At 61.0% G+C, this 18,231-nt stretch carries 25 protein-coding genes; 12 read left to right on the plus strand and 13 right to left on the minus strand.

Annotated elements, in window-relative coordinates; genetic code table 11:
- Positions 1 to 170 precede the first annotated feature (170 nt).
- Positions 171 to 941 (plus strand): FCD domain-containing protein, encoded by a 771-nt coding sequence (locus AAFO90_RS13560; protein ID WP_065271554.1) that lies wholly within the window; start codon positions 171 to 173, stop codon positions 939 to 941.
- Positions 942 to 994: 53 nt separating this feature from the next.
- Here the strand turns inward: AAFO90_RS13560 and AAFO90_RS13565 are convergent, their stop codons facing one another.
- The 7 genes from AAFO90_RS13565 to AAFO90_RS13595 all read right to left on the minus strand — a co-directional run bounded on the left by AAFO90_RS13565 (position 995) and on the right by AAFO90_RS13595 (position 4,690).
- Positions 995 to 1,369, minus strand: coding sequence for a CZB domain-containing protein (locus AAFO90_RS13565; RefSeq protein ID WP_274830310.1), 375 nt, complete (start codon positions 1,367 to 1,369; stop codon positions 995 to 997).
- A 191-nt stretch (positions 1,370 to 1,560) separates the two neighbouring features.
- The gene (locus AAFO90_RS13570; protein WP_347509730.1) at positions 1,561 to 1,767 is read right to left on the minus strand and encodes a hypothetical protein; all 207 of its coding nucleotides are present in this window, start codon (positions 1,765 to 1,767) and stop codon (positions 1,561 to 1,563) included.
- A gap of 215 nt (positions 1,768 to 1,982) precedes the next feature.
- Positions 1,983 to 2,543, minus strand: a complete 561-nt coding sequence (locus AAFO90_RS13575) for a F0F1 ATP synthase subunit B (protein WP_065271557.1) — start codon at positions 2,541 to 2,543, stop codon at positions 1,983 to 1,985.
- Positions 2,544 to 2,547: 4 nt separating this feature from the next.
- A complete protein-coding gene (locus AAFO90_RS13580; RefSeq protein ID WP_347509731.1) occupies positions 2,548 to 3,096 on the minus strand; it encodes a F0F1 ATP synthase subunit B' in 549 nt (182 codons plus the stop codon).
- 85 nt (positions 3,097 to 3,181) lie between these two features.
- Positions 3,182 to 3,418 carry a F0F1 ATP synthase subunit C gene (locus tag AAFO90_RS13585; RefSeq protein ID WP_008205040.1) on the minus strand — a complete coding sequence of 79 codons (237 nt, stop codon included), beginning with the start codon at positions 3,416 to 3,418 and terminating at the stop codon, positions 3,182 to 3,184.
- A gap of 83 nt (positions 3,419 to 3,501) precedes the next feature.
- Positions 3,502 to 4,305 (minus strand): F0F1 ATP synthase subunit A, encoded by an 804-nt coding sequence (locus AAFO90_RS13590; RefSeq protein ID WP_347509732.1) that lies wholly within the window; start codon positions 4,303 to 4,305, stop codon positions 3,502 to 3,504.
- A 40-nt stretch (positions 4,306 to 4,345) separates the two neighbouring features.
- Entirely contained in the window at positions 4,346 to 4,690 is a 345-nt protein-coding gene (locus AAFO90_RS13595; RefSeq protein ID WP_197492345.1) for an AtpZ/AtpI family protein, read from the minus strand.
- Positions 4,691 to 4,722: 32 nt separating this feature from the next.
- Here AAFO90_RS13595 and AAFO90_RS13600 point away from each other — a divergent pair, with 32 nt between their 5' ends.
- Together AAFO90_RS13600 and AAFO90_RS13605 are read left to right on the plus strand one after the other, a co-directional pair.
- Positions 4,723 to 5,757, plus strand: coding sequence for a sulfite exporter TauE/SafE family protein (locus tag AAFO90_RS13600; protein WP_347509733.1), 1,035 nt, complete (start codon positions 4,723 to 4,725; stop codon positions 5,755 to 5,757).
- 59 nt (positions 5,758 to 5,816) lie between these two features.
- Entirely contained in the window at positions 5,817 to 6,161 is a 345-nt protein-coding gene (locus AAFO90_RS13605) for a metalloregulator ArsR/SmtB family transcription factor (RefSeq protein WP_347509734.1), read from the plus strand.
- Positions 6,162 to 6,179: 18 nt separating this feature from the next.
- Here AAFO90_RS13605 and AAFO90_RS13610 read toward each other — a convergent pair whose 3' ends face one another.
- Together AAFO90_RS13610 and AAFO90_RS13615 are read right to left on the minus strand one after the other, a co-directional pair.
- Positions 6,180 to 7,091, minus strand: coding sequence for a DMT family transporter (locus AAFO90_RS13610; RefSeq protein WP_347509735.1), 912 nt, complete (start codon positions 7,089 to 7,091; stop codon positions 6,180 to 6,182).
- The gene (locus AAFO90_RS13615; protein WP_065271561.1) at positions 7,079 to 7,957 is read right to left on the minus strand and encodes a LysR family transcriptional regulator; all 879 of its coding nucleotides are present in this window, start codon (positions 7,955 to 7,957) and stop codon (positions 7,079 to 7,081) included. Before AAFO90_RS13615 ends, AAFO90_RS13610 begins: the two co-directional genes overlap by 13 nt.
- 130 nt (positions 7,958 to 8,087) lie before the next feature.
- Here AAFO90_RS13615 and AAFO90_RS13620 point away from each other — a divergent pair, with 130 nt between their 5' ends.
- Positions 8,088 to 8,669, plus strand: coding sequence for an NAD(P)H-dependent oxidoreductase (locus AAFO90_RS13620; protein WP_065271562.1), 582 nt, complete (start codon positions 8,088 to 8,090; stop codon positions 8,667 to 8,669).
- Between the two features lie 98 nt (positions 8,670 to 8,767).
- On the opposite strand, the gene rpiB is transcribed toward AAFO90_RS13620, so the two are convergent.
- Entirely contained in the window at positions 8,768 to 9,217 is a 450-nt protein-coding gene (gene rpiB, locus AAFO90_RS13625) for a ribose 5-phosphate isomerase B (RefSeq protein WP_347509736.1), read from the minus strand.
- A gap of 49 nt (positions 9,218 to 9,266) precedes the next feature.
- Positions 9,267 to 9,806 carry a prolyl-tRNA synthetase associated domain-containing protein gene (locus AAFO90_RS13630; protein WP_347509737.1) on the minus strand — a complete coding sequence of 180 codons (540 nt, stop codon included), beginning with the start codon at positions 9,804 to 9,806 and terminating at the stop codon, positions 9,267 to 9,269.
- 312 nt (positions 9,807 to 10,118) lie between these two features.
- On the opposite strand from AAFO90_RS13630, the gene ffh reads away from it, so the two are divergent.
- The 7 genes from ffh (at position 10,119) to rimM (ending at position 14,842) form a co-directional block, all read left to right on the plus strand.
- A complete protein-coding gene (ffh, locus tag AAFO90_RS13635; protein WP_274868442.1) occupies positions 10,119 to 11,657 on the plus strand; it encodes a signal recognition particle protein in 1,539 nt (512 codons plus the stop codon).
- Between the two features lie 6 nt (positions 11,658 to 11,663).
- Complete coding sequence (locus AAFO90_RS13640) at positions 11,664 to 12,209, plus strand: GNAT family N-acetyltransferase (protein ID WP_347509738.1); 546 nt, start codon at positions 11,664 to 11,666, stop codon at positions 12,207 to 12,209.
- On the plus strand, positions 12,209 to 12,811 hold the full coding sequence (locus AAFO90_RS13645) for a GNAT family N-acetyltransferase (protein WP_274868440.1): 603 nt from the start codon (positions 12,209 to 12,211) through the stop codon (positions 12,809 to 12,811). The genes AAFO90_RS13640 and AAFO90_RS13645 overlap by 1 nt, the downstream gene beginning before the upstream one ends.
- A gap of 1 nt (position 12,812) precedes the next feature.
- Positions 12,813 to 13,112: a chorismate mutase gene (locus AAFO90_RS13650; RefSeq protein WP_065271567.1), complete on the plus strand. Its 300-nt coding sequence runs from the start codon at positions 12,813 to 12,815 to the stop codon at positions 13,110 to 13,112.
- 58 nt (positions 13,113 to 13,170) lie between these two features.
- Positions 13,171 to 13,548 carry a 30S ribosomal protein S16 gene (gene rpsP / locus AAFO90_RS13655; RefSeq protein ID WP_274833327.1) on the plus strand — a complete coding sequence of 126 codons (378 nt, stop codon included), beginning with the start codon at positions 13,171 to 13,173 and terminating at the stop codon, positions 13,546 to 13,548.
- Positions 13,549 to 13,552: 4 nt separating this feature from the next.
- Complete coding sequence (bluB, locus tag AAFO90_RS13660; protein WP_065271569.1) at positions 13,553 to 14,209, plus strand: 5,6-dimethylbenzimidazole synthase; 657 nt, start codon at positions 13,553 to 13,555, stop codon at positions 14,207 to 14,209.
- Between the two features lie 129 nt (positions 14,210 to 14,338).
- The gene (rimM, locus tag AAFO90_RS13665; RefSeq protein WP_347509739.1) at positions 14,339 to 14,842 is read left to right on the plus strand and encodes a ribosome maturation factor RimM; all 504 of its coding nucleotides are present in this window, start codon (positions 14,339 to 14,341) and stop codon (positions 14,840 to 14,842) included.
- 31 nt (positions 14,843 to 14,873) lie between these two features.
- Here rimM and AAFO90_RS13670 read toward each other — a convergent pair whose 3' ends face one another.
- On the minus strand, positions 14,874 to 15,929 hold the full coding sequence (locus AAFO90_RS13670; protein ID WP_347509740.1) for an aminoglycoside phosphotransferase family protein: 1,056 nt from the start codon (positions 15,927 to 15,929) through the stop codon (positions 14,874 to 14,876).
- A 55-nt stretch (positions 15,930 to 15,984) separates the two neighbouring features.
- On the opposite strand from AAFO90_RS13670, the gene trmD reads away from it, so the two are divergent.
- The gene (trmD, locus tag AAFO90_RS13675) at positions 15,985 to 16,782 is read left to right on the plus strand and encodes a tRNA (guanosine(37)-N1)-methyltransferase TrmD (protein ID WP_274838249.1); all 798 of its coding nucleotides are present in this window, start codon (positions 15,985 to 15,987) and stop codon (positions 16,780 to 16,782) included.
- Between the two features lie 39 nt (positions 16,783 to 16,821).
- Here trmD and AAFO90_RS13680 read toward each other — a convergent pair whose 3' ends face one another.
- The gene (locus tag AAFO90_RS13680) at positions 16,822 to 18,042 is read right to left on the minus strand and encodes a hypothetical protein (protein WP_347509741.1); all 1,221 of its coding nucleotides are present in this window, start codon (positions 18,040 to 18,042) and stop codon (positions 16,822 to 16,824) included.
- Positions 18,043 to 18,231 lie beyond the last annotated feature (189 nt).

The raw sequence follows: 18,231 nt of genomic DNA on the forward strand, positions 1-18,231 counted from the left end.
CAATCTTTCTTGCAGGTAAGTCAATATAACTGACCTTTTATTTCAAAAAGGTGATCGGGATTTTACGGATCTTGCGCATGACTTGCGGTCTTGCCTGAGATGCGGTCATATGATTTGACCAATTCGGGAAAACCACTCCCGTCCTGCAATACACAGATCCCGAGGCTCCGATGCCGTTTCAGAAAGTTCAGCCGGAAAAACTCTCGACCTCGGTCGTGCGCCAGATCGAGCAGCTGATTCTGCGAGGTATCCTGTCGCCTGGTGAGCGCCTGCCGGCCGAGCGGGAACTAGCGGAACGTCTGGGCGTATCACGCCCCTCGCTGCGCGAAGCCATCGGCGAGCTGCAGGAACGCGGGCTTTTGACCTCGAAAGCGGGATCAGGTGTTTTTGTCGGCGATGTTCTGGGCTCGGCCTTTTCCCCCGCGCTAGTGCAGCTGTTTTCCAGCCATGATGAGGCGCTGTTCGATTACCTGTCCTTCCGCCGCGACATGGAAGGTCTGGCCGCCGAACGTGCAGCGCGGCTGGGGTCAGACGATGATCTGAAAGTAATCCAGACCATCTTTGACAAGATGAAAGCCGCTGGAAACCCCGCCGAATCCGAAGAAGCTGCAAAGCTGGATGCGCAGTTTCATTCCGCGATCATGGATGCCAGCCACAACGTGGTGATGCTGCATATGATGCGGTCGATGATCGATCTGCTGCGCGAAGGGGTGTTCTACAATCGCAAGGTCATGTTTCAGCAGTATACCTCGTATGAGGCGATCCTGGAGCAGCACGAAGCCATCAATGCCGCACTGCAGGCGCGTGATCCCGCGGCAGCGCGCGCAGCCGTGGAACGGCATCTGGATTATGTGAAACAGGCCCTGATGGACCACCAGCGCGCCGAGCGGAACGCCGATGTTGCCCGGCAGCGGCTGGAACACGAAAAAAGCAAATCCTGACCCAGACGGGCGGACTTTGGATGACTGCGCCCACGCGACACAGCCATCTGCGCCTAGTGCAGGCTTTTCCGCCAGTCGATGATCGCCTTGCCAAGCCGGTCCGCGATCTTCTGAAAATCGCCACTGCTCAGCAGCTCTGCCGCCGCATCCCGCCGGTTCTTTTCCACACAGGTCGCGATATGACCCGCCGCCTGATGAAAACGACTATGCGCCTGCGCTACAGCCTGAAAGTACGGAGAGTCACCGATTTCGGGATCCTGACGCAGCTTTACCAGCCATTTTCCAAAAGTGCATTGGTCGTCCTGGGAAATCTGCTCTGCCGACCAAGGCAGCTTGCCGGTCGCAACGGCCTCTTTCAGCTGTAGTTTCCAGCATCCATGCGCGCCGACCGCGTCTTTAATCTGCCGGTCCAGATCTACCTTGTCCATCCGGACACCTTTCAAAACTGCTACTCATAACAACCATAAAACCATAACCGAGCATACGTAAATGATGGTTAACGCCGCCGGGCTGCTGATCCGTGAAATACATCCGGCCCGGTGGCGCCGCCTGTGGAGAGAGCACAGGCACGTCCATCCGGGCGGGAGAAGGGGCGTGTTGCAACCCGTTTTAATCTTCTTCAGGCGGCTGCAAAATCCATCAAGAAGCCACGCGACGGATCGGTCTCTGCCAGCCGTTTGCGAACCGGTCCCAAGGCGCCAAGGCATTGCGTGTCGATGATGCTTGCACCTGGGGTTTCCAGCGCCACGGCGATTGCCAGCGGTTCAAACGCACCCGACGGTCCCATCGGGTGAAATGTCTTCAGGCGGCTTTGCTGCGGCGTCATAGCGTCCTCCGGTTCCTTGGAACGTTGCTTAATCCACCATACCCGACAGGCCTGCGCGCCGCAGCGCGGCAGGAGAACAGTCCGCGATGCTGACGGGTTAGCCCTCCTATCCAAAAGGATGGGAAACGGTCCCGGCCCGCAGAAGCCCCCCGGAAAACAAAAAAAAACCCGGGCGTTATCGCCCGGGTTTTCTAAGGTTTTAAACTGACTGAGGATCAGTGCAGTTTGGCGTCCACATCCGCGATGGCCGCGTCGATCAGCTTGTTCGCCTCAGTCGCAGTCATCTGCTTGGCGATAACCTGATCCGCAGCTGCAACCGCGATGGAAATGGCCTGATCACGCACTTCCTTCACAGCCGATGCTTCGGCAGAAGCGATCTGCTCTTCGGCTGCGGCCAGACGGCGTGCAATCGAGGTTTCCAGATCGGATTTTGCTTCATCTGCGGCTTTGACGGCGTCCTCGCGGGCGGCCGCAACGATGCGGTCGGCCTGCGCCTGGACTTCCTGCTGCTTACGCTCGTAGGAGGCCAGGATGGTCTGGGCTTCTTCCCGCAGGGCGCGGGCTTCGTCCAGCTCTTTCTGGATACCTTCGGCGCGCGAATCCAGCTGGCTGCCCAGCAGGCTCGGCACCTTCACGAACAGCAGAATGCCGACGAACAGAAGGAACGCGATCAGAACAACAAAGTTGGTGTTGCTCATGGACAGGAACGGACCACTTGCGGCAAAGGCCGGGGAAGTGGCGCCAAGGGTCAGGGCAATTGCCAGAACTGTGCGCATGTCCTTATCCTTTCATCCGTTCATCGACCGCAGCCGATACCGCTTTCGCGTCCGCCTTGCCGCCCAGTGCTGCAACCAGCGCCTCTGCGGTGTCGGTCGCCACAACCTTCACGCTTTCCAGCGCGTCGGCTTTGATCTCTGCGATGGCCTTTTCGGACTCGGCGGCCTTATCGGCGATCTGTGCATCCGCCTTGGCGATTGCATCGTTCAGATCGGCCTGAATTTCCGCGCGGGTCTCGGCGGCGATGCGTTGCGCCTCGGCGCGTGCGTCGGCCAGAGCCTTGTTATATGCGTTTTCGGCCTCGACCGCTTTGGCTTTCAGATCTTCAGCCGCGGCGAGGTCATTGGTGATCGTTCCCTGGCGTTCCGCCAGTACCGCCGCAATGCGGGGCAGAGCCACGCGCGACAGAATGAGGTAGATCACGACCAGCGAAACGGCGAGCCAGAATATCTGGTTTCCGAAGGTCGAGAAATCCAGTTGCGGCATGCCCGGTGCAGACCCGTGCGCTGCGTCCGCCGCGCCGTGTGCTGCCTCTTGCGTATTTGATGCCATGTCGTTCTCCTTGGGAACTTGCCGTTACACCGGGCAGCGCGATGATCCGCACTGCCCGGCCGTAAGGATTGAGGTTCCTGAGGTCTTAGACAGCGAACATCAGCAGCAGAGCGACCAGGAACGAGAAGATGCCCAGAGCTTCTGCAAAGGCGATGCCGATGAAGAGAGTTGCGGTCTGGCCGGCGGCTGCCGACGGGTTGCGCAGAGCGCCTGCCAGGAAGTTGCCGGCTACGTGGCCCACACCGATTGCGGCTGCGCCGGAACCGATTGCTGCCAGGCCTGCGCCGATGAACTGACCGAGTTGTGCGATATCGCCTTCCATGGGTTTTCTCCTTACGATGGAATTGGTGATTTAGGGTCTCGGGTGAGCCGGACAGCTCACCCGGATGAGGGAACGATCCTGCCTTAGTGGCTCGGGTGCAGTGCGTCCTTGAGGTACACGCAAGTCAGGATGGTAAAGACGTAGGCCTGGATGAAGGCCACGAGAACTTCGAGAGCGTAAACTGCGGTGATGGCAAAGATCGGCAGGAAGCTGAATGCGCCCAGAGCGGCGGCAAAACCTGCGAACACCTTCAGAACCGCGTGGCCAGCCATGACGTTACCCGCAAGACGAATGGAGTGGCTGACGGGGCGCACGAAGTAGGAAATCAGTTCGATAATGGCCAAGATGGGGCGCAGCGGCAGCGGCGCGCTCGACACCCAGAACAGGCCTAGGAAACCGGCGCCGTTTTTGACGAAGCCAACGATGGTCACGGTGAAAAACACCAGCGCAGCCAGAACCGCGGTCACGGCGATGTGCGAGGTGGTGGTGAAGGACATCGGCAGCAGACCCAGGAAGTTCGCCATCACGATGAACATGAACAGGGTCATGATGTAGGGGAAGAACTTCACACCGTCCTTACCTGCAACGTCTTCAACCATCTTGTAGATGAAGCCGTAGGCCAGTTCCGCAACCGACTGGGCACGGCTCGGCACGATGGCGCGGCGCGAAGAGCCCAGAACCAGCAGCGCGAAGACTGCAACAACCGCGAGGCCCATCCACAGGGTCACGTTGGTGGGGGTGTACCAGGAAATGTGGTCACCGCCGAACAGCGGGGTCACGATGAACTGATCCATCGGGTGGATCGCCAGGGCGGCGTGCTCGGGTGCAAACACAACCCCTGCTACAAGGGCCAGCACCAGTGCCGCGTAAAAGAAAATCTTGCCCATCTGTCCGTGTCTCCTGTCGCCAGTGCCTCCCCCCTTAGGGTCAGCCCCGGTCTTGCGCATTTTTGTCGGCCTCTTCGGCCAGTTTCTCGTTCTGGATCTCCTGCGCCGTGCGAAGCATCGTCTTCACCCCGGCGGCAAGCCCCAGCATTATGAACAGCACCATGAAGATGGGCAGGGTTCCAAACAGGTGGTCCAGCCCGTATCCGATGCCAAAGCCGATCCCGAGACCGGCTACCAATTCGATCACCATCCGCCAGGCCTGATTGGCCAGAGAGTAGTGTTCATCCACGCGCGGCTTGGGCTCCTGGGCCTTACGCGCCTCCGCCAGCTTTGCCTCCAGCTGCGCCATGCGCTGCTTTTGGTCGTCATCTGTCACGGGCGCCATCCTCACGTGAATTCTGAAGAGGGTGCTAAGGGGTGCGGGGCTCAGAGTCAATTGCCCAGATAGGGCTGCGACAAGCAGTCTACCGCATTGAAATTAAATCACATTCCAAACTGTCGCCTTCACCGGATTTGTCGAACAGGGGGCCTGCTGCGTCGATTCCGGGCAAAAACCCTTATTCAACTTTTCGGTTAAGTAAGAAAACAGCGCCTAAGCGCAGCCCACAACCGAAGTGCCAACTTCCCCCGTCCCCTTATGCTGACAGCCGATGTTCACTCTTGCGTCTCCCCGCGACAGGACCGAGTGTGCGGAGATTAATTCAGGAGAGCAGCATAGACGTTCAAATCTTCGCGGCACTGGCCTCTGGCGCGCTGACGGCCGGTTTTATCAATGGCTTCGCCGGGTTCGGTACCGCGCTTGTCGCGTCAGGTTTTTGGTTCCTTGTCCTGCCGCCCCATATCGTGCCGCCGCTCATCATCGTGTCCGCATTGGCGGCGCAGCTTGTAGGCCTGCTTGGCCTGTCGGCCGAGTTGAACTGGCGCAAGAGCAGCTATTTGATCTCAGGTGGCATTCTTGGCGTTCCCATAGGCGCGGCCATGCTGGCCCTGCTTGACCCGGTCCTTGTCAAATCTGCGGTCGGGGGCTTTCTGGTTGCCTACGCGCTGCTGCAATTTGCAGGCTGGCCCAAAAAACGCACCAAAGCCCGGGCGGAAGGACACGCGGATCGTTTTGTCGGACTGGCCGGTGGCGTCATGGGCGGTTTTGCCGGGCTGTCGGGTGTCGCACCGCTGGTCTGGCTGCAGCTCAGAGGCTTTAGCGCCAACGAACAACGGGAACGCTATCAACCGTTCAATCTATTGGTATTGGCATTTGCCGCTGGCGCCATGCTGCTGATCGGGAAACTGGACCAAGAGCTGATGTCCTTCGCTGCAATCTCAGCCCCCTTTACCCTGATCGGCGCGTTTGTGGGTGTCAGGGCCTTCAAAGGCATAAGCGACGCGGGTTTTCGCAGAGCGGTTCTGCTTCTCTTGTTGATCTCTGGCGGGCTTATCGTCGCGCAAAGCCTGTAGCCCAGAGCCATCTCATCGATGCTTCCCTTTGCAGACGGCACAGAATACTGTGCGCGAAGATGTCTAGTGATCTCGATACCGTCTTTGCCGCTCTCGCCGATCCCACCCGGCGGGCGATCCTGACCATGTTGCTCGAAGACGACATGGCCGTCACCGATGTGGCCGACCCGTTTGAGATGTCGCTGGCGGCGATTTCCAAGCATTTGACCATCCTGACCCGGGCCGGGCTCATCGCGCAGGAAAAACGTGGTCGGGTGAAATGGTGCAAGCTGCAACCGGACGCCCTGCGCAGCGCCTCGGTCTGGATGCAGGGGTTCGGCCAGTTCGAGCCGGTGAACCTTGATGCCTTTGAACGGTTCCTCGCCACCGAACTGGGCAACGATACGGCAGAGACTCGCGATTAACCCCCTCTGGCCCGGCGCTCAGGTCGGGGCGCGGGCCGGTTTCGCGTCATCTTCCAGCAGCAGCACGAGCGCGATGACCGTCAGAGCGATCCCTACCAGCAACAGCCCCGATGGCACCGGACGCCCTAACGCGATTTCCCAGACAATCACCCAACTGGGCGTCAGATAGGTATAGGCCATGACCTTGGCCGAGGGCAGGTGCAGGGTTGCGTATTGCAACAGCACAAAGGTCGTCGCGCTGGCAAAGATCGCAAGATAGAAAAGTCCGATCCAGACGATGCCCGGCAGGTTCATCCAATCCGTGCTGCGGATATCGTTCCAGCCAAAGACGGTCAGGATCACCCCGCCAGCGATCAGCATCCCGAAGGTGAAGACCACCGCAGGTTCACCGCGGTTCAGCTTGCGCACCATAGGGGTATAGATCGCGTGGGAAACACAGCCGATGAAATAGATCATTTCGCCCTGCCCGATCTCAAAGGCGGTAAAGGCGGACCAGTCGGCGCGGAAAATGACCCAGAGCGCGCCGGTGGCTCCGATGGCCAGCGCCAGCGCCATACGCGGCGTTGTCACCTGCCGCAGAAGGATCCAGCCGAAGACGCCGCTCATCACCGGGGTCAGGGTAAAGACCGCTGAGGCGCTGACCGGATCCGCTGTCTTCAGCCCATAGAACATCAGCACAAAATAGGCCGCGAACAGTCCGCCCAGCACCAGAAACCGCCAGGGAGCGCGAAAATGGCTGGCGCGGAACTTCCGCGTGCCGAGCGCCACAGCGCCGATCAGCACCGCCGCAAGGGCAAACCGCGCCGCATTGAGCGCCGCCGGGGCGATTTCATTGGCAACCATGACCCCGAGCGAGAAAGACCCCGCCACCAGAGCCGAAAACAAAAGCATGGCGATGTGGCCGCGCAGCGCCGGGGTCAGGCCACCCATTCTTTCGACCTTTCCTTCAGGAACTTCAGGAAGCTCTGCACCTTGTTGGTGCGGTGCAGGTCGACATGGGTGACCAGCCACAGGCTGCCTTCCCACTCCTTCAACGGCTCCATCATCGGCACCAGATTGCTGTGCCGGGCGGCTTCCCACAGGGACATGAAACCGATCCCGGCATCGGCAAGAATGGCCTCCTGCATCGCGACACCGTCCGTGCAGCGGAACATGATCGTCTCGGGCGTCGTGTGATCCCGCAGCCACCTGTTAAAGGGCGCCCGGCTGTCTGCGTTGTCGCTGCCGACGAAACGGTGGTTCGGCAGATCCTCGACACCGTTCAGCATGCCGTGCTTATCCACGTAACTCTGGGTGGCGAACAGCCCCACTCGCTGGCTCAGGAAGGGTTGTACCACGTTGTCGGGCTGATCGGGGGCATTGCCTGCCCGCAGCGCCACATGCGCCTCACCGTACTCCAGCCGAAACAGGCGCTCTCCGGTCAGATAGCGGATGATCAATCCAGGATGCATCTGCTGGAACTCGGTCAGCACCGGCACCAGAAGATGCGACAGGGACGACAGAGAGGTCACCACCAGTTCACCCGTGACTTCATCCCCCTGCCCTTTGAGCCGCCCGGCCAGCTGGCTGAACTGATCGTCCGTGGTCTGCGCCACCCGCAGCAGATCCTGCCCCGCTTCGGTCGGGGTATAGCCGCGCGCGTGACGCTGGAACAGTTTCACCCCCATCCGGGCTTCGATTGCGTCGATATGGCGGATGACCGTGGCGTGGTGGACCCCCAGAACCTCTGCCGCGCCGCTGACCGTTCCCATGCGAGCCACCTGATAGGCCGTACGCACCTCATCCCAGTTTTCCATTCCGGTCTCCGTCTGCAAATTACCCAGTTGCGCACGCACGCACAAGAGCTGTGATTTATCAGCGATTGTGTTCAGTTTTGCAATCGTACATCTCAATAGCAGAGCTTCACTCGTGAACAGGAAAAAGACAATGACCAAGACCGTATTGCATATCGACTCCTCGGCCCGCCGCGAAGGTTCGGTGTCCCGTGACCTCAGCGCCAAGATCGTTGACCGCCTGGCAGCAGACACAGTTGTCCGCCGCGATCTGGCCACGCCGCTGCCGATGCTGAGCGAGGACTGGATCAATGCCAACTTCACCCCGGCCGATCAGCGCAGCGACGAGCAGAAACAGCTTCTGGCCCAGTCCGATGCCCTGGTGGAAGAACTGAAAGCCGCAGACACACTGGTCATCGGCGCGCCGATCTACAACTTTGCCGTTGCCTCCAGCCTGAAAGCCTGGATCGATCTGGTTGCCCGCGTCGGCGTGACCTTCAAATACACCGATCAAGGCCCGGTTGGCCTGCTGGAGGGCAAGCGCGCGATCATCGCCCTCGCCTCCGGCGGCACCGAAATCGGCTCCTCCATCGACTTTGCCTCCGGGTACCTGCGCTACATGCTGGGCTTCATGGGCATCACCGACGTCGAAATCGTGGCAGCTGACACGCTGGCCGTCGATGCGGATGCAGCCCTGGCGCGCGCCAACACCCAGATCGAGTCGCTGGCGGCCTGATCCCCGGCCCTTCTCGGGACACACAAAAAACAAAAGAGCCCCCGCATCGGGGGCTCTTTGCGTTTAAAATGCTGCCTGAATGGCAACAGGCCGGGCGATCAGGCCTCGATCTCTTTGATCATGTCGACGCGTGTTGCGTGGCGGCCACCTTCGAATTCGGCAGACAGAAAAGCGTCAGCGATCTCCAGCGCCAAACCTTCACCCACCACGCGGGCACCGATCGACAGGATATTGGCATCGTTGTGCTCGCGGATCATCCGGGCGGAGAACGGGTCGGAGCAGACGCCGCAGCGGACGCCCTTCACCTTGTTCGCCGCCATCATGATGCCCTGCCCGGTGCCACACAGGATGATGCCCAGATCGCAGTCACCCGAGGCCACCTTTTGCGCGGCCGCTTCGCCGTGCTTGGGGTAATGGGTGCTTTCCGGCGTGGTGGGGCCGATGTCGACCACCTCCCAGCCTTTGGCCTCGATATGTTTGGCAATGGCCTGCCGCAGATCGATGGCGGCGTGATCACTGGAGAGGACGATACGTTTGCTGTCTGCCATGATGAAGTTCTTTCCTTGATGATGTTGCGGCTCGGGTGGGGGCCCTGCCTCAGATCCAGTTTACCGCGACGCCGATGCGGTCGAAAAACGCCAGCAGATCGCCGCGCGGCATGACCACGGTGCGGTCGTTGACCAGCGGATGCATGTTGATCACATCCACGTCCTGCGCGGCGCGATCCAGGTAGAATGTCACGTTCTTTTCGACGCCGGTGATCATCGCCAGCGGGCTGACAGCGCCGGGCCGGATGCCCAGATGCTCCATCAACCGGTCTGCCGATCCAAAGCTGAGCCCGGGCGCGCCAATCTCCTTGCCCAGTGCCTTCAGGTCAACCTCGCGGTCCTGTTCGACCGAGATCAGATAATTCCGCTTCTTGCGGTCACGCAAATAGAGGTTCTTGATCTTCAGCGCCGAGACACCCGGCTCGGCCATGTCGGCCTCGACCGTCTTAGCCTCTTCCACGGTGCGCAGCGGCACGTGTTCATGCAGCTTGTAGGTCAGCCCCCAATCCTCCAGCCGCGCCAAGAGGGCGTCCGAGGAAACAGGCATGTCATCATGTTGATCGGCTGTGGCGTCCGCTTTCGCTTCCATAGGCTCGCATTCCGCTCTATCTGAACTGTCCAGTGGGCACCTCTATTGCCGCAAATCGGCCGCAGGCACAATGCGGCCCCATCGCAGGCGCGCTCTGCACCGGTCTGCTCTGGCCCGCGGTTGACTCCTGCCCCCATCCGGCGTATCGACAGCCAACTTCCCGGAAGATCGCCCGAGTCTTCCGGTCCCCGTGCATTTGCCGGGGATCGCCCTCCACCAGCGTGTTACGCCCGTGGGGGCATTTGTGCATGGGCGTCATGGTCCCTACATACGGGGGCAGGAAACCGTAACCGGCTCAGGAGGCCGCAAGGCATGTTTGAAAATCTATCCGAACGCCTTTCCGGTGTTTTCGACCGGCTGACGAAACAGGGCGCCCTGTCCGAGGAAGACGTCAAGACCGCCCTGCGCGAGGTGCGTGTCGCGCTGCTGGAGGCGGACGTATCGCTGCCGGTCGCCCGCGAGTTCGTCAAGAAGGTTCAAAACCAGGCCACCGGTCAGGCCGTGACCAAATCGGTCACCCCCGGCCAGCAGGTCGTCAAGATCGTGCACGATGCGCTGGTCGAGACTCTGCAGGGCGAAGGCGATCCCGGTGCGCTGAAAATCGACAACCCGCCCGCACCGATCCTGATGGTCGGTTTGCAGGGCTCGGGTAAGACCACCACCACCGGTAAGCTGGCCAAGCGCCTGAAGGAAAAAGACGGCAAGAAGGTCCTGATGGCCTCGCTCGACGTTTATCGCCCGGCGGCGATGGATCAGCTGGCCGTTCTCGGCACCCAGATCGGCGTCGACACCCTGCCCATCGTACCGGGCCAGAAACCCGTCGACATCGCCAAGCGCGCCAAACAGCAGGCTGCGCTGGGTGGTTATGACGTCTATATGCTGGATACCGCCGGTCGCTTGCAGATCGACGAAGTCCTCATGCAGGAAGTCGAAGACGTGCGCGATGTTGTCTCGCCGCGTGAAACCCTGCTGGTCGTCGACGGTCTGACCGGTCAGGTCGCGGTCGAAGTCGCCGAGGAATTCGATGCCAAGATCGGCATCTCCGGCGTGGTCCTCACGCGGATGGACGGCGACGGACGCGGCGGTGCGGCGCTTTCTATGCGCGCCGTCACCGGCAAGCCGATCCGCTTTGTCGGTCTGGGCGAGAAGATGGACGCCATCGAAACCTTTGAACCGGACCGGATCGCCGGCCGGATTCTGGGCATGGGCGACATCGTGGCCCTGGTCGAAAAGGCCCAGGAAACCATCGAGGCCGAACAGGCCGAGCGTATGATGAAGCGCATGATGAAGGGTCATTTCAATATGAATGACCTGAAGATGCAGCTGGAACAGATGCTCCAGATGGGCGGCATGCAGGGCATGATGCAGATGATGCCCGGCATGGCAAAGATGGCCAAACAGGTCGAGGATTCCGGCATGGACGACAAGGTGCTGAAGCGCCAGATCGCCATGATCCAGTCGATGACCAAGAAAGAACGCGCTAACCCCGCGCTGCTGCAGGCCTCGCGCAAGAAACGCATCGCGGCCGGCTCCGGCATGGAGGTCTCCGACCTCAACAAGCTTCTGAAGATGCACCGCCAAATGGCGGATGTGATGAAGAAAATGGGCAAGATGGGCAAAGGCAAGATGCTGAAACAGGCCATGAAGGGCATGTTTGGCAAAGGCGGCGGCATGCCCGATATGGCAGGCGGTCTGCCCGGCGGCATGGATCCCAGCCAGATGGACCCCAAGGCGCTCGAAGCCGCGGCCAAGGCGATGGGCGGCAAGGGTGGCCTGCCCGGCGGTCTGCCGGGTCTTGGCGGCATGGGCGGTCTGCCCGGTGGTCTCTCCGGTTTTGGCAAGAAGAAGTAACAGCTTATGACCGTGACCATTCCCACCATCGAAACCGAACGCCTGATCCTGCGCGCGCCTGACATGTCGGATTTCGACGTGATGTGCGAATTCTACGCGTCCGAACGCGCCACCTACGTCGGTGGCCAGATGAAGCCCGAGCAGGTCTGGCGCCACCTCGCCTGCGAGATCGGCCACTGGCACATGCTGGGCTATGGCCGCTGGATGGTGGATGAGAAATCCACCGGCAAGGTCGCGGGCAACATTGGCCTCTGGAACCCGCACGGCTGGCCCGAGCCGGAAATCGGCTGGGACCTGTTCGAAGGTTTCGGCGGCAAGGGATACGCCACCGAGGCGGCAACAGCTGCGCGCTCTTTTGCTTATGACGTTCTGAGTTGGGACACCGTGATCAGCCTGGTGAACCCGGAAAACCACGCCTCGCGCGCGGTGGCAAAACGCCTTGGTGCGCGCCGCGATGGTGATTACACCCATCCGCGCCTTGGCACGCTGGAGCTTTGGCGCCACCTGTCCCCGGCAGAGGTCACCGACGGCGGCATGGAGGCTTATGCCTGATGCCAGCCTCCATCCCGACCATTGAAACCAAGCGTTTGATCCTCCGCGGCCCCGAGCCCGAGGATTATCCGAACTTTAAGGCGACATTTTCGTCTTATCGCGCGCGTTTCATGGGCGGGCCGCTGAACCCGTATGAATCCTGGATGCTTTATGCCGCTGAAATCGGCCACTGGCAGATCCGCGGCTTTGGCATGTGGATGATCCACGACAAGGTCACGGACGAGACCTACGGCATGGCGGGCGGCTGGAAACCCGCAGGCTGGCCCGAGCGTGAAATCGCCTGGATCATCTGGCCTGAAAAGGCTGGAAAAGGCTACGCGCTGGAGGCGACCAGCGCCGCGCGGAGATATTTCTACGACACATTGGGCTGGGATGGGGCGGTCAGCTACATCGACCCCAAGAACCTCGATTCCATCCGCCTGGCCGAACGCCTTGGCGCCAAGAAGGACAATGACGCCGAGACCATCGACGGCAGCGACGCCGTCTACCGGCATCCCTCGCCCGCGGCACTGAAAGGCAGCCAGATCGCCCATGGCATCGAGATGGAAATCAGCCACTACGCCGACCCGCTGTTCAAACCGAAAGGATGGGCCATTGACTGACATGAGCAATGATCCTGTTGCACGCGCCGCCGAAATCCTGAAAGGGCACCGCGAAAGCATCGACCGGCTGGACGCGATCCTTGTCTATACCCTCGGCGAGCGCTTCAAGCACACCCAGGCAGTGGGCAAGCTGAAAGCCGAACACGACCTTCCCCCGTCCGATCCGGCCCGCGAGGCAAAGCAGATCGCGCGGCTTGAAGACCTGGCAACTCAGGCGGACCTCGACCCTGAATTTGCCAAGGCGTTCCTGAACTTCATCATCGATGAGGTCATTCGCCACCATAAGAAACACCAAGAATAAGCGGGATCGAACCGACTACCGGAAATCCCGTTCAACGCCATCAAAGGAGAATGAAACCATGGCAATGAAAATTCGTCTGGCCCGCGGCGGCTCTAAAAAGCGTCCCTTCTACCGCATCGTGGCTGCTGACAGCCGCATGCCCCGTGACGGTCGCTTCATCGAGAAGCTCGGCACCTACAACCCGCTGCTGCCCAAAGACAGCGAAGAGCGCGTGAAAATGGACATGGAGCGTGTTCAGGCATGGCTCGACAAGGGCGCCCAGCCCACCGACCGTATCGCCCGGATGCTGGAAGCTGCCGGTGTGCGCGCCAAGACCGAGCGCAGCAACCCCAAGAAAGCTGTTCCCGGCAAGAAAGCGCAAGAGCGCGCAGAAGAGAAAGCCGCCAAGGCCGCCGAAGCTGCTGAAGCCGCTGAAGCACCCGCAGACGCGGAATAAGACCATGACGCTGCGAAAGACCCGTGATCAGGGCGCCTTCCCTGAGGGCTTTCGCAGCGAATTGGACCGGTTGATGCGGCTTCGGCGCGATGTGCGCCGTTTCCGCAGGGACCCTGTGGACGAGGCAGTGCTTGCGCGCTGCCTCTCTGCGTTTCTGCTGGCGCCTTCGGTGGGGCTCAGCGAACCCTGGCGCGTTCTACGTATCGAAAGCGATACCGCCCGCGCCGCAGCCCTTGAGAATTTCAAGGCCGCCAACGCCGAAGCGTTGCAAGGCTACTCTGGCGCACAAGCCGAACGTTACGCCGGACTGAAACTCTCAGGCATGCAGGAGGCGCCGGTGCAACTGGCGATCTATTGCGACGATGCCACCAGCAAGGGGCACGGTCTGGGCGCAGGCAGCATGCCGGAAATGCGGCGATATTCCGTGGTCTGCGCCATCACCCTGTTCTGGCTGTCGCTGCGCGCCGAAGGGTTGGGCCTTGGCTGGGTCTCGGTGCTGGATCCCGAGCAGCTGAACCGCGATCTAAAGGCCCCGGAAGGTTGGCAACTGATCGGCTATTTCTGCATTGGCCACCCCGAAGTCACCGAGGACGAGACCCCGGAACTAGAACAGCAAGGCTGGGAAAGCCGCCGGGACGGCCTGCCGGTCGAAACCCGCTGATCCGCAAGACGGCATCTGCCGACCTCTTGGAGGCGGCCAGCGAAACTTCGCCTTGTCATGAACACCCCAATGGCTCAGATAGGGTTGGATGAAACCGGTCTGCGATCAACAGTTACACAGGATACAGCCATGAGCGATCTGATTTGCACCGGCGCGGTGGCCGGCGCCTTCGGGGTACGGGGTGAAGTCCGCCTGAAAAGCTTTTGCGCCAATCCCGAGGACATTGCGACGTATGGCCCGCTCAGTTCCGAGGACGGCAGCCAGAGCTATACCGTGTCACTGACATCGGTAGTCAAAAACGGCTTTGCCGCGCGCCTTGGCGGGGTGGAGACCAAGGAACAGGCGGATGCGCTGAAGGGGCTGCGCCTTTTTGCTCCGCGCGATCGCCTGCCAAGCCTGCCGGATGATGAATATTATCATGCCGACCTGATCGGTCTTGATGTCTATGACACCGGCGGCACCCTGCTGGGGCAGGTGAAATCGGTACAGAACCACGGCGCTGCCGATCTGTTGGAACTGCACGGCCCGGGGATGAAGAACACGGTTCTGCTGCCCTTTACCCTTGCGGCGGTCCCGACAGTGGATCTGGAACAGGGCCGGATCATCGCCGACCCACCCGAAGGGCTGTTCTGAGCCGGGCTGTACGCTCCCCGACCCTTATGTTTCAGCCACGATCGTTTTTCTGAAACCAGTCAAAAACCATCTCCACCCCGCTCAGAAGGGTGCTGTCCCGCGCCTGCAGATCTGCGCCCGGCGCGGGCAGGCGCAGCCATGAGCGGTAGAGGCGATGCAGAAACAGGAACCGGAAGACCGGGTCCTCTGTCAGCCCGGCACCATAGCCCGCTTCAAAGGCGGCCCAGTCGCTCTGCGCGACGCCGCCAAATCCAACCGCCTCCCCCTGGGCCCCGGCCCCTGTGGCCAGATGGTCGGGCAGGTTCGTCAGCCAGAGATTGGCAATATCCGAATGCGGCAGGGAAAACCGGGCGTTGGAAAAATCGATGAACGAGACCAGATCCTCGGTGATCAGGATGTTCCTGAAATGCAGATCCCCATGCTGCAGCGCCGCCTGATAGGGCAGCCCCCGCGCCTCCCTGGCAAAGCGGTGCAACATCGCACAGAGACCCAGAAACCTGTTTGGCTTGCGGATCTGCAAATCGCCCGACCTCACCTTGGCGGCGCGGTCTTGCACCTGCTCCAGATGCGATTTTGGCCAGAACCGGCGCTCCTCCACTGCCCCGGCCGCGTGCAACTGCGCCACGGCACCGCCAATTCGGCGCAGCAGATCCGCCCTATCGCCCAGACCATGGTCCGCAAAGGACAGCTCGCGATAGGCGGTTTCGCCGGGCGCAAACTCAAAAAGCGCGATGGGACGCTCCGGATCCAGCCAGATCAAGTCCGGCACATTGACGCCCGGTACATCGCGCAGCGCCTGCGCCGCCGCGCGGTGGCGTTCGTGGTGGGCGCGCAAGGCCGCCAGATTGCCTTCGGCAAAATCCGCCCGCAGCACGAAACGACGTTCGTCCGCCGTCCGGATCCCCAGAACCGCGCGGCTGTCCTGCCGGGACGAATTCACCTGCATCATGCTGAAAGCGGCCCCATCCGGCGGCAGGCCCGCGTCTGCGGCGATCTGCGGCCAAAGGGCCATCGCGCGCTGCTCCACCTCTGCCACGGATGGCTTCTGGTGGAAGGCAGGCAGCCGGTTCATCATTTCATCGGGCATGGCGTGGGCAAAGCTTTCTGTTGCGACCGGCCCAGTTTCAACTAAACAACGGGATATGAGCAACCCGACAAAATCCCATGGCCGCAAGGCGATCCGCCCGACGCTGAAACCGCGTGAACTGATGACTCCGACTCCGGATCTGGCCGGGGTATGGAAGGTCAAGATCATGACCCTGTTCCCCACCGCCTTTCCCGGTGTGCTGGGCGAAAGCCTGACCGGTAAGGCCCTGCAGGAAGGGCTGTGGCAGATGGAGACCATCGACCTGCGCCAGTTTGGTGTGGGCAAACACCGCAACGTGGATGATACCCCCGCAGGCGGCGGCGCCGGGATGGTGCTGCGCCCCGATGTGCTGGGCGAGGCGATCGACCATGCCATGGATGGGGTGCAAGGCAACTGGCCGCTGATCTACCTGTCGCCGCGCGGGCGGCGCATGGATCAGAAGATGATGCAGAACCTTGCGCGTTGCGACGGCATGACCCTGCTGTGCGGCCGGTTCGAAGGCGTCGATGAGCGGGTGCTGGAACACTATGGCATTCAGGAAGTCAGCCTCGGCGATTTCGTGATGACCGGCGGCGAAATCGCGGCGCAAGCCCTGATCGACGCCACCGTGCGACTGATCCCCGGCGTCCTGGGCAACCAGGCCTCAACCGAGGAGGAAAGCTTCTCCTCCGGGCTGCTGGAGCATCCGCAATACACTCGCCCCGCCGAATGGAAGGGCCGCGAGATCCCCGAGATCCTGATGTCCGGCCATCACGGCAAGATCGCCGAATGGCGTCACCAGATGAGTGAAGAAATTACCAAGGCGCGCCGCCCGGACCTATGGGACGCCTATTGCGAGACCAAGAAGGACTGATCCGGGGACGGAACCTATATAGCCCCCGGCCCCACCGCGTCAGGGCGCGGCGTTGTTCTTCTTGACGGTCAGGTCCGTCCCTTTCCGGAAGGTGATGTCACCCTTGGGCTGATTGCGCCGGGTTTCCCAACCCAGTTGCCCCGAAGAAATGCCATTGTCGGGATAATGCGTCTTCAGCTTCCAGGCGCCGCCCGCTCCGCGCTCCAGCACTACCCGGCAATGCGGGATCATCTTTACCCCGCCATCGCGTTCGATGAACTTGACGTTCAGCGCCTTGAACAGCTGGTCCATGGTCTGCGCGCCGGTTTCGAATTTCTTCAGTTCGCTCTTCACTGTGGACACATCGACAGCATCGCCATCCCGCTCGACCGCGTAGCCCCAGCCAACCGAACTGGATGGCTTGCCCAAGAGCACGGTCAGATTCTTGAACTCGGTGGTGACCGCCGTGTGGTCCGAGGTGTTGCCCTCGGCCCAATGGGTGAAATCCTTGAGCTTGTTGGCCACGTCCAGCGCCGCCTCTACCGCTTCCTTTTCCAGCACCGGTGTGGCCCACATCGATCCTTTGCCGCCGCTGTACTGGGTCCTGTCGAACTTGTTGACGATATTCTGCGCGGTCTTGTCGATGTCAGCGATCACGCGTTTGCCGTCCTCTTCGGTGTAGGTGACCTTGACCTGGTTCCAGGTTTCCGTCTGCGTCACACCTTTTTCCTGACGGCTGACGCCCGAAGTATTGCCATCCTGATCCGGGGTGACGCCATCCTGCGTTGAGGCGCGCATCGCCTGGCGCTCCATCCCGGTCTGTGCGCCGTGGCGACCGGTGCCATGTCCCTCGCCACCCTCTTCGGCCTTTAGCCGCTCCTCCTGCCAAGCCTGCGCCTCGGCCTGTTTCTTGATCAGCGCCTCGATCTGGGCCCGGGCCTGATCCACCGGTACGCTGTCGAGCATCTCATCCAGCGCCGAGATGCGTGATTTGATATTGCCCAGTGCGGTGACGAATGCCTTTTCCTTCTCCAGCTTCTCGCTTTTCATCTTTTCGATGTTTTCAAGCAGCTCGCTGCGCGAGGTCTCCAGCACCTGACGCGCCTTGTCGAGCCGATCTGAACTGGCATCGACCTGGCGCTGCTTGGAGGCGATGTCCTTTGGCTTGGTCAGCCCCGACAGAGTGTCCTGCAGATCCTTCAGCACGCCCGCCTCACGGGTCACGGCGGCCTCCAGTTTCTTCAACTTTTCCGCTTCGGATTTGATGCGCGAGGCGAGCACCTTGGCAGCCTGACCCGCTTCGGATTTGTCAAAGTCAGAACTGCGTTTCTCGGCGCTCTGCTCCTCAGAGCCCGATTTGAAACTAATTGAGTGAGTTCAGGAGGTTGTGTTTCTGTTCGGGTACGACACTGAACGGAGACCACGATGGCCTGGACCGAACTCACCCGCAGCCAGCATGCCCGTGAGGGC

Source organism: Phaeobacter sp. CAU 1743, assembly GCF_039839315.1.
In the GTDB taxonomy this organism is placed as follows: Bacteria; Pseudomonadota; Alphaproteobacteria; order Rhodobacterales; family Rhodobacteraceae; genus Phycobacter; species Phycobacter gallaeciensis_A.

Coding starts and splice junctions, on each gene's coding strand:
- AAFO90_RS13590 (WP_347509732.1), bottom strand. CDS start 4,305: ATGGGCAAGATTTTCTTTTACGCGGCACTGGTGCTGGCCCTTGTAGCA.
- AAFO90_RS13580 (WP_347509731.1), bottom strand. CDS start 3,096: ATGGCATCAAATACGCAAGAGGCAGCACACGGCGCGGCGGACGCAGCG.
- AAFO90_RS13575 (WP_065271557.1), bottom strand. CDS start 2,543: ATGCGCACAGTTCTGGCAATTGCCCTGACCCTTGGCGCCACTTCCCCG.
- AAFO90_RS13640 (WP_347509738.1), top strand. CDS start 11,664: ATGACCGTGACCATTCCCACCATCGAAACCGAACGCCTGATCCTGCGC.
- AAFO90_RS13565 (WP_274830310.1), bottom strand. CDS start 1,369: ATGGACAAGGTAGATCTGGACCGGCAGATTAAAGACGCGGTCGGCGCG.
- AAFO90_RS13670 (WP_347509740.1), bottom strand. CDS start 15,929: ATGCCCGATGAAATGATGAACCGGCTGCCTGCCTTCCACCAGAAGCCA.
- AAFO90_RS13595 (WP_197492345.1), bottom strand. CDS start 4,690: ATGGCGCCCGTGACAGATGACGACCAAAAGCAGCGCATGGCGCAGCTG.
- AAFO90_RS13620 (WP_065271562.1), top strand. CDS start 8,088: ATGACCAAGACCGTATTGCATATCGACTCCTCGGCCCGCCGCGAAGGT.
- AAFO90_RS13610 (WP_347509735.1), bottom strand. CDS start 7,091: ATGGGTGGCCTGACCCCGGCGCTGCGCGGCCACATCGCCATGCTTTTG.
- AAFO90_RS13630 (WP_347509737.1), bottom strand. CDS start 9,806: ATGGAAGCGAAAGCGGACGCCACAGCCGATCAACATGATGACATGCCT.
- AAFO90_RS13615 (WP_065271561.1), bottom strand. CDS start 7,957: ATGGAAAACTGGGATGAGGTGCGTACGGCCTATCAGGTGGCTCGCATG.
- AAFO90_RS13605 (WP_347509734.1), top strand. CDS start 5,817: ATGTCTAGTGATCTCGATACCGTCTTTGCCGCTCTCGCCGATCCCACC.
- ffh (WP_274868442.1), top strand. CDS start 10,119: ATGTTTGAAAATCTATCCGAACGCCTTTCCGGTGTTTTCGACCGGCTG.
- trmD (WP_274838249.1), top strand. CDS start 15,985: ATGAGCAACCCGACAAAATCCCATGGCCGCAAGGCGATCCGCCCGACG.
- rpiB (WP_347509736.1), bottom strand. CDS start 9,217: ATGGCAGACAGCAAACGTATCGTCCTCTCCAGTGATCACGCCGCCATC.
- AAFO90_RS13570 (WP_347509730.1), bottom strand. CDS start 1,767: ATGACGCCGCAGCAAAGCCGCCTGAAGACATTTCACCCGATGGGACCG.
- rimM (WP_347509739.1), top strand. CDS start 14,339: ATGAGCGATCTGATTTGCACCGGCGCGGTGGCCGGCGCCTTCGGGGTA.
- AAFO90_RS13645 (WP_274868440.1), top strand. CDS start 12,209: ATGCCAGCCTCCATCCCGACCATTGAAACCAAGCGTTTGATCCTCCGC.
- rpsP (WP_274833327.1), top strand. CDS start 13,171: ATGGCAATGAAAATTCGTCTGGCCCGCGGCGGCTCTAAAAAGCGTCCC.
- AAFO90_RS13650 (WP_065271567.1), top strand. CDS start 12,813: ATGAGCAATGATCCTGTTGCACGCGCCGCCGAAATCCTGAAAGGGCAC.
- AAFO90_RS13560 (WP_065271554.1), top strand. CDS start 171: ATGCCGTTTCAGAAAGTTCAGCCGGAAAAACTCTCGACCTCGGTCGTG.
- bluB (WP_065271569.1), top strand. CDS start 13,553: ATGACGCTGCGAAAGACCCGTGATCAGGGCGCCTTCCCTGAGGGCTTT.
- AAFO90_RS13585 (WP_008205040.1), bottom strand. CDS start 3,418: ATGGAAGGCGATATCGCACAACTCGGTCAGTTCATCGGCGCAGGCCTG.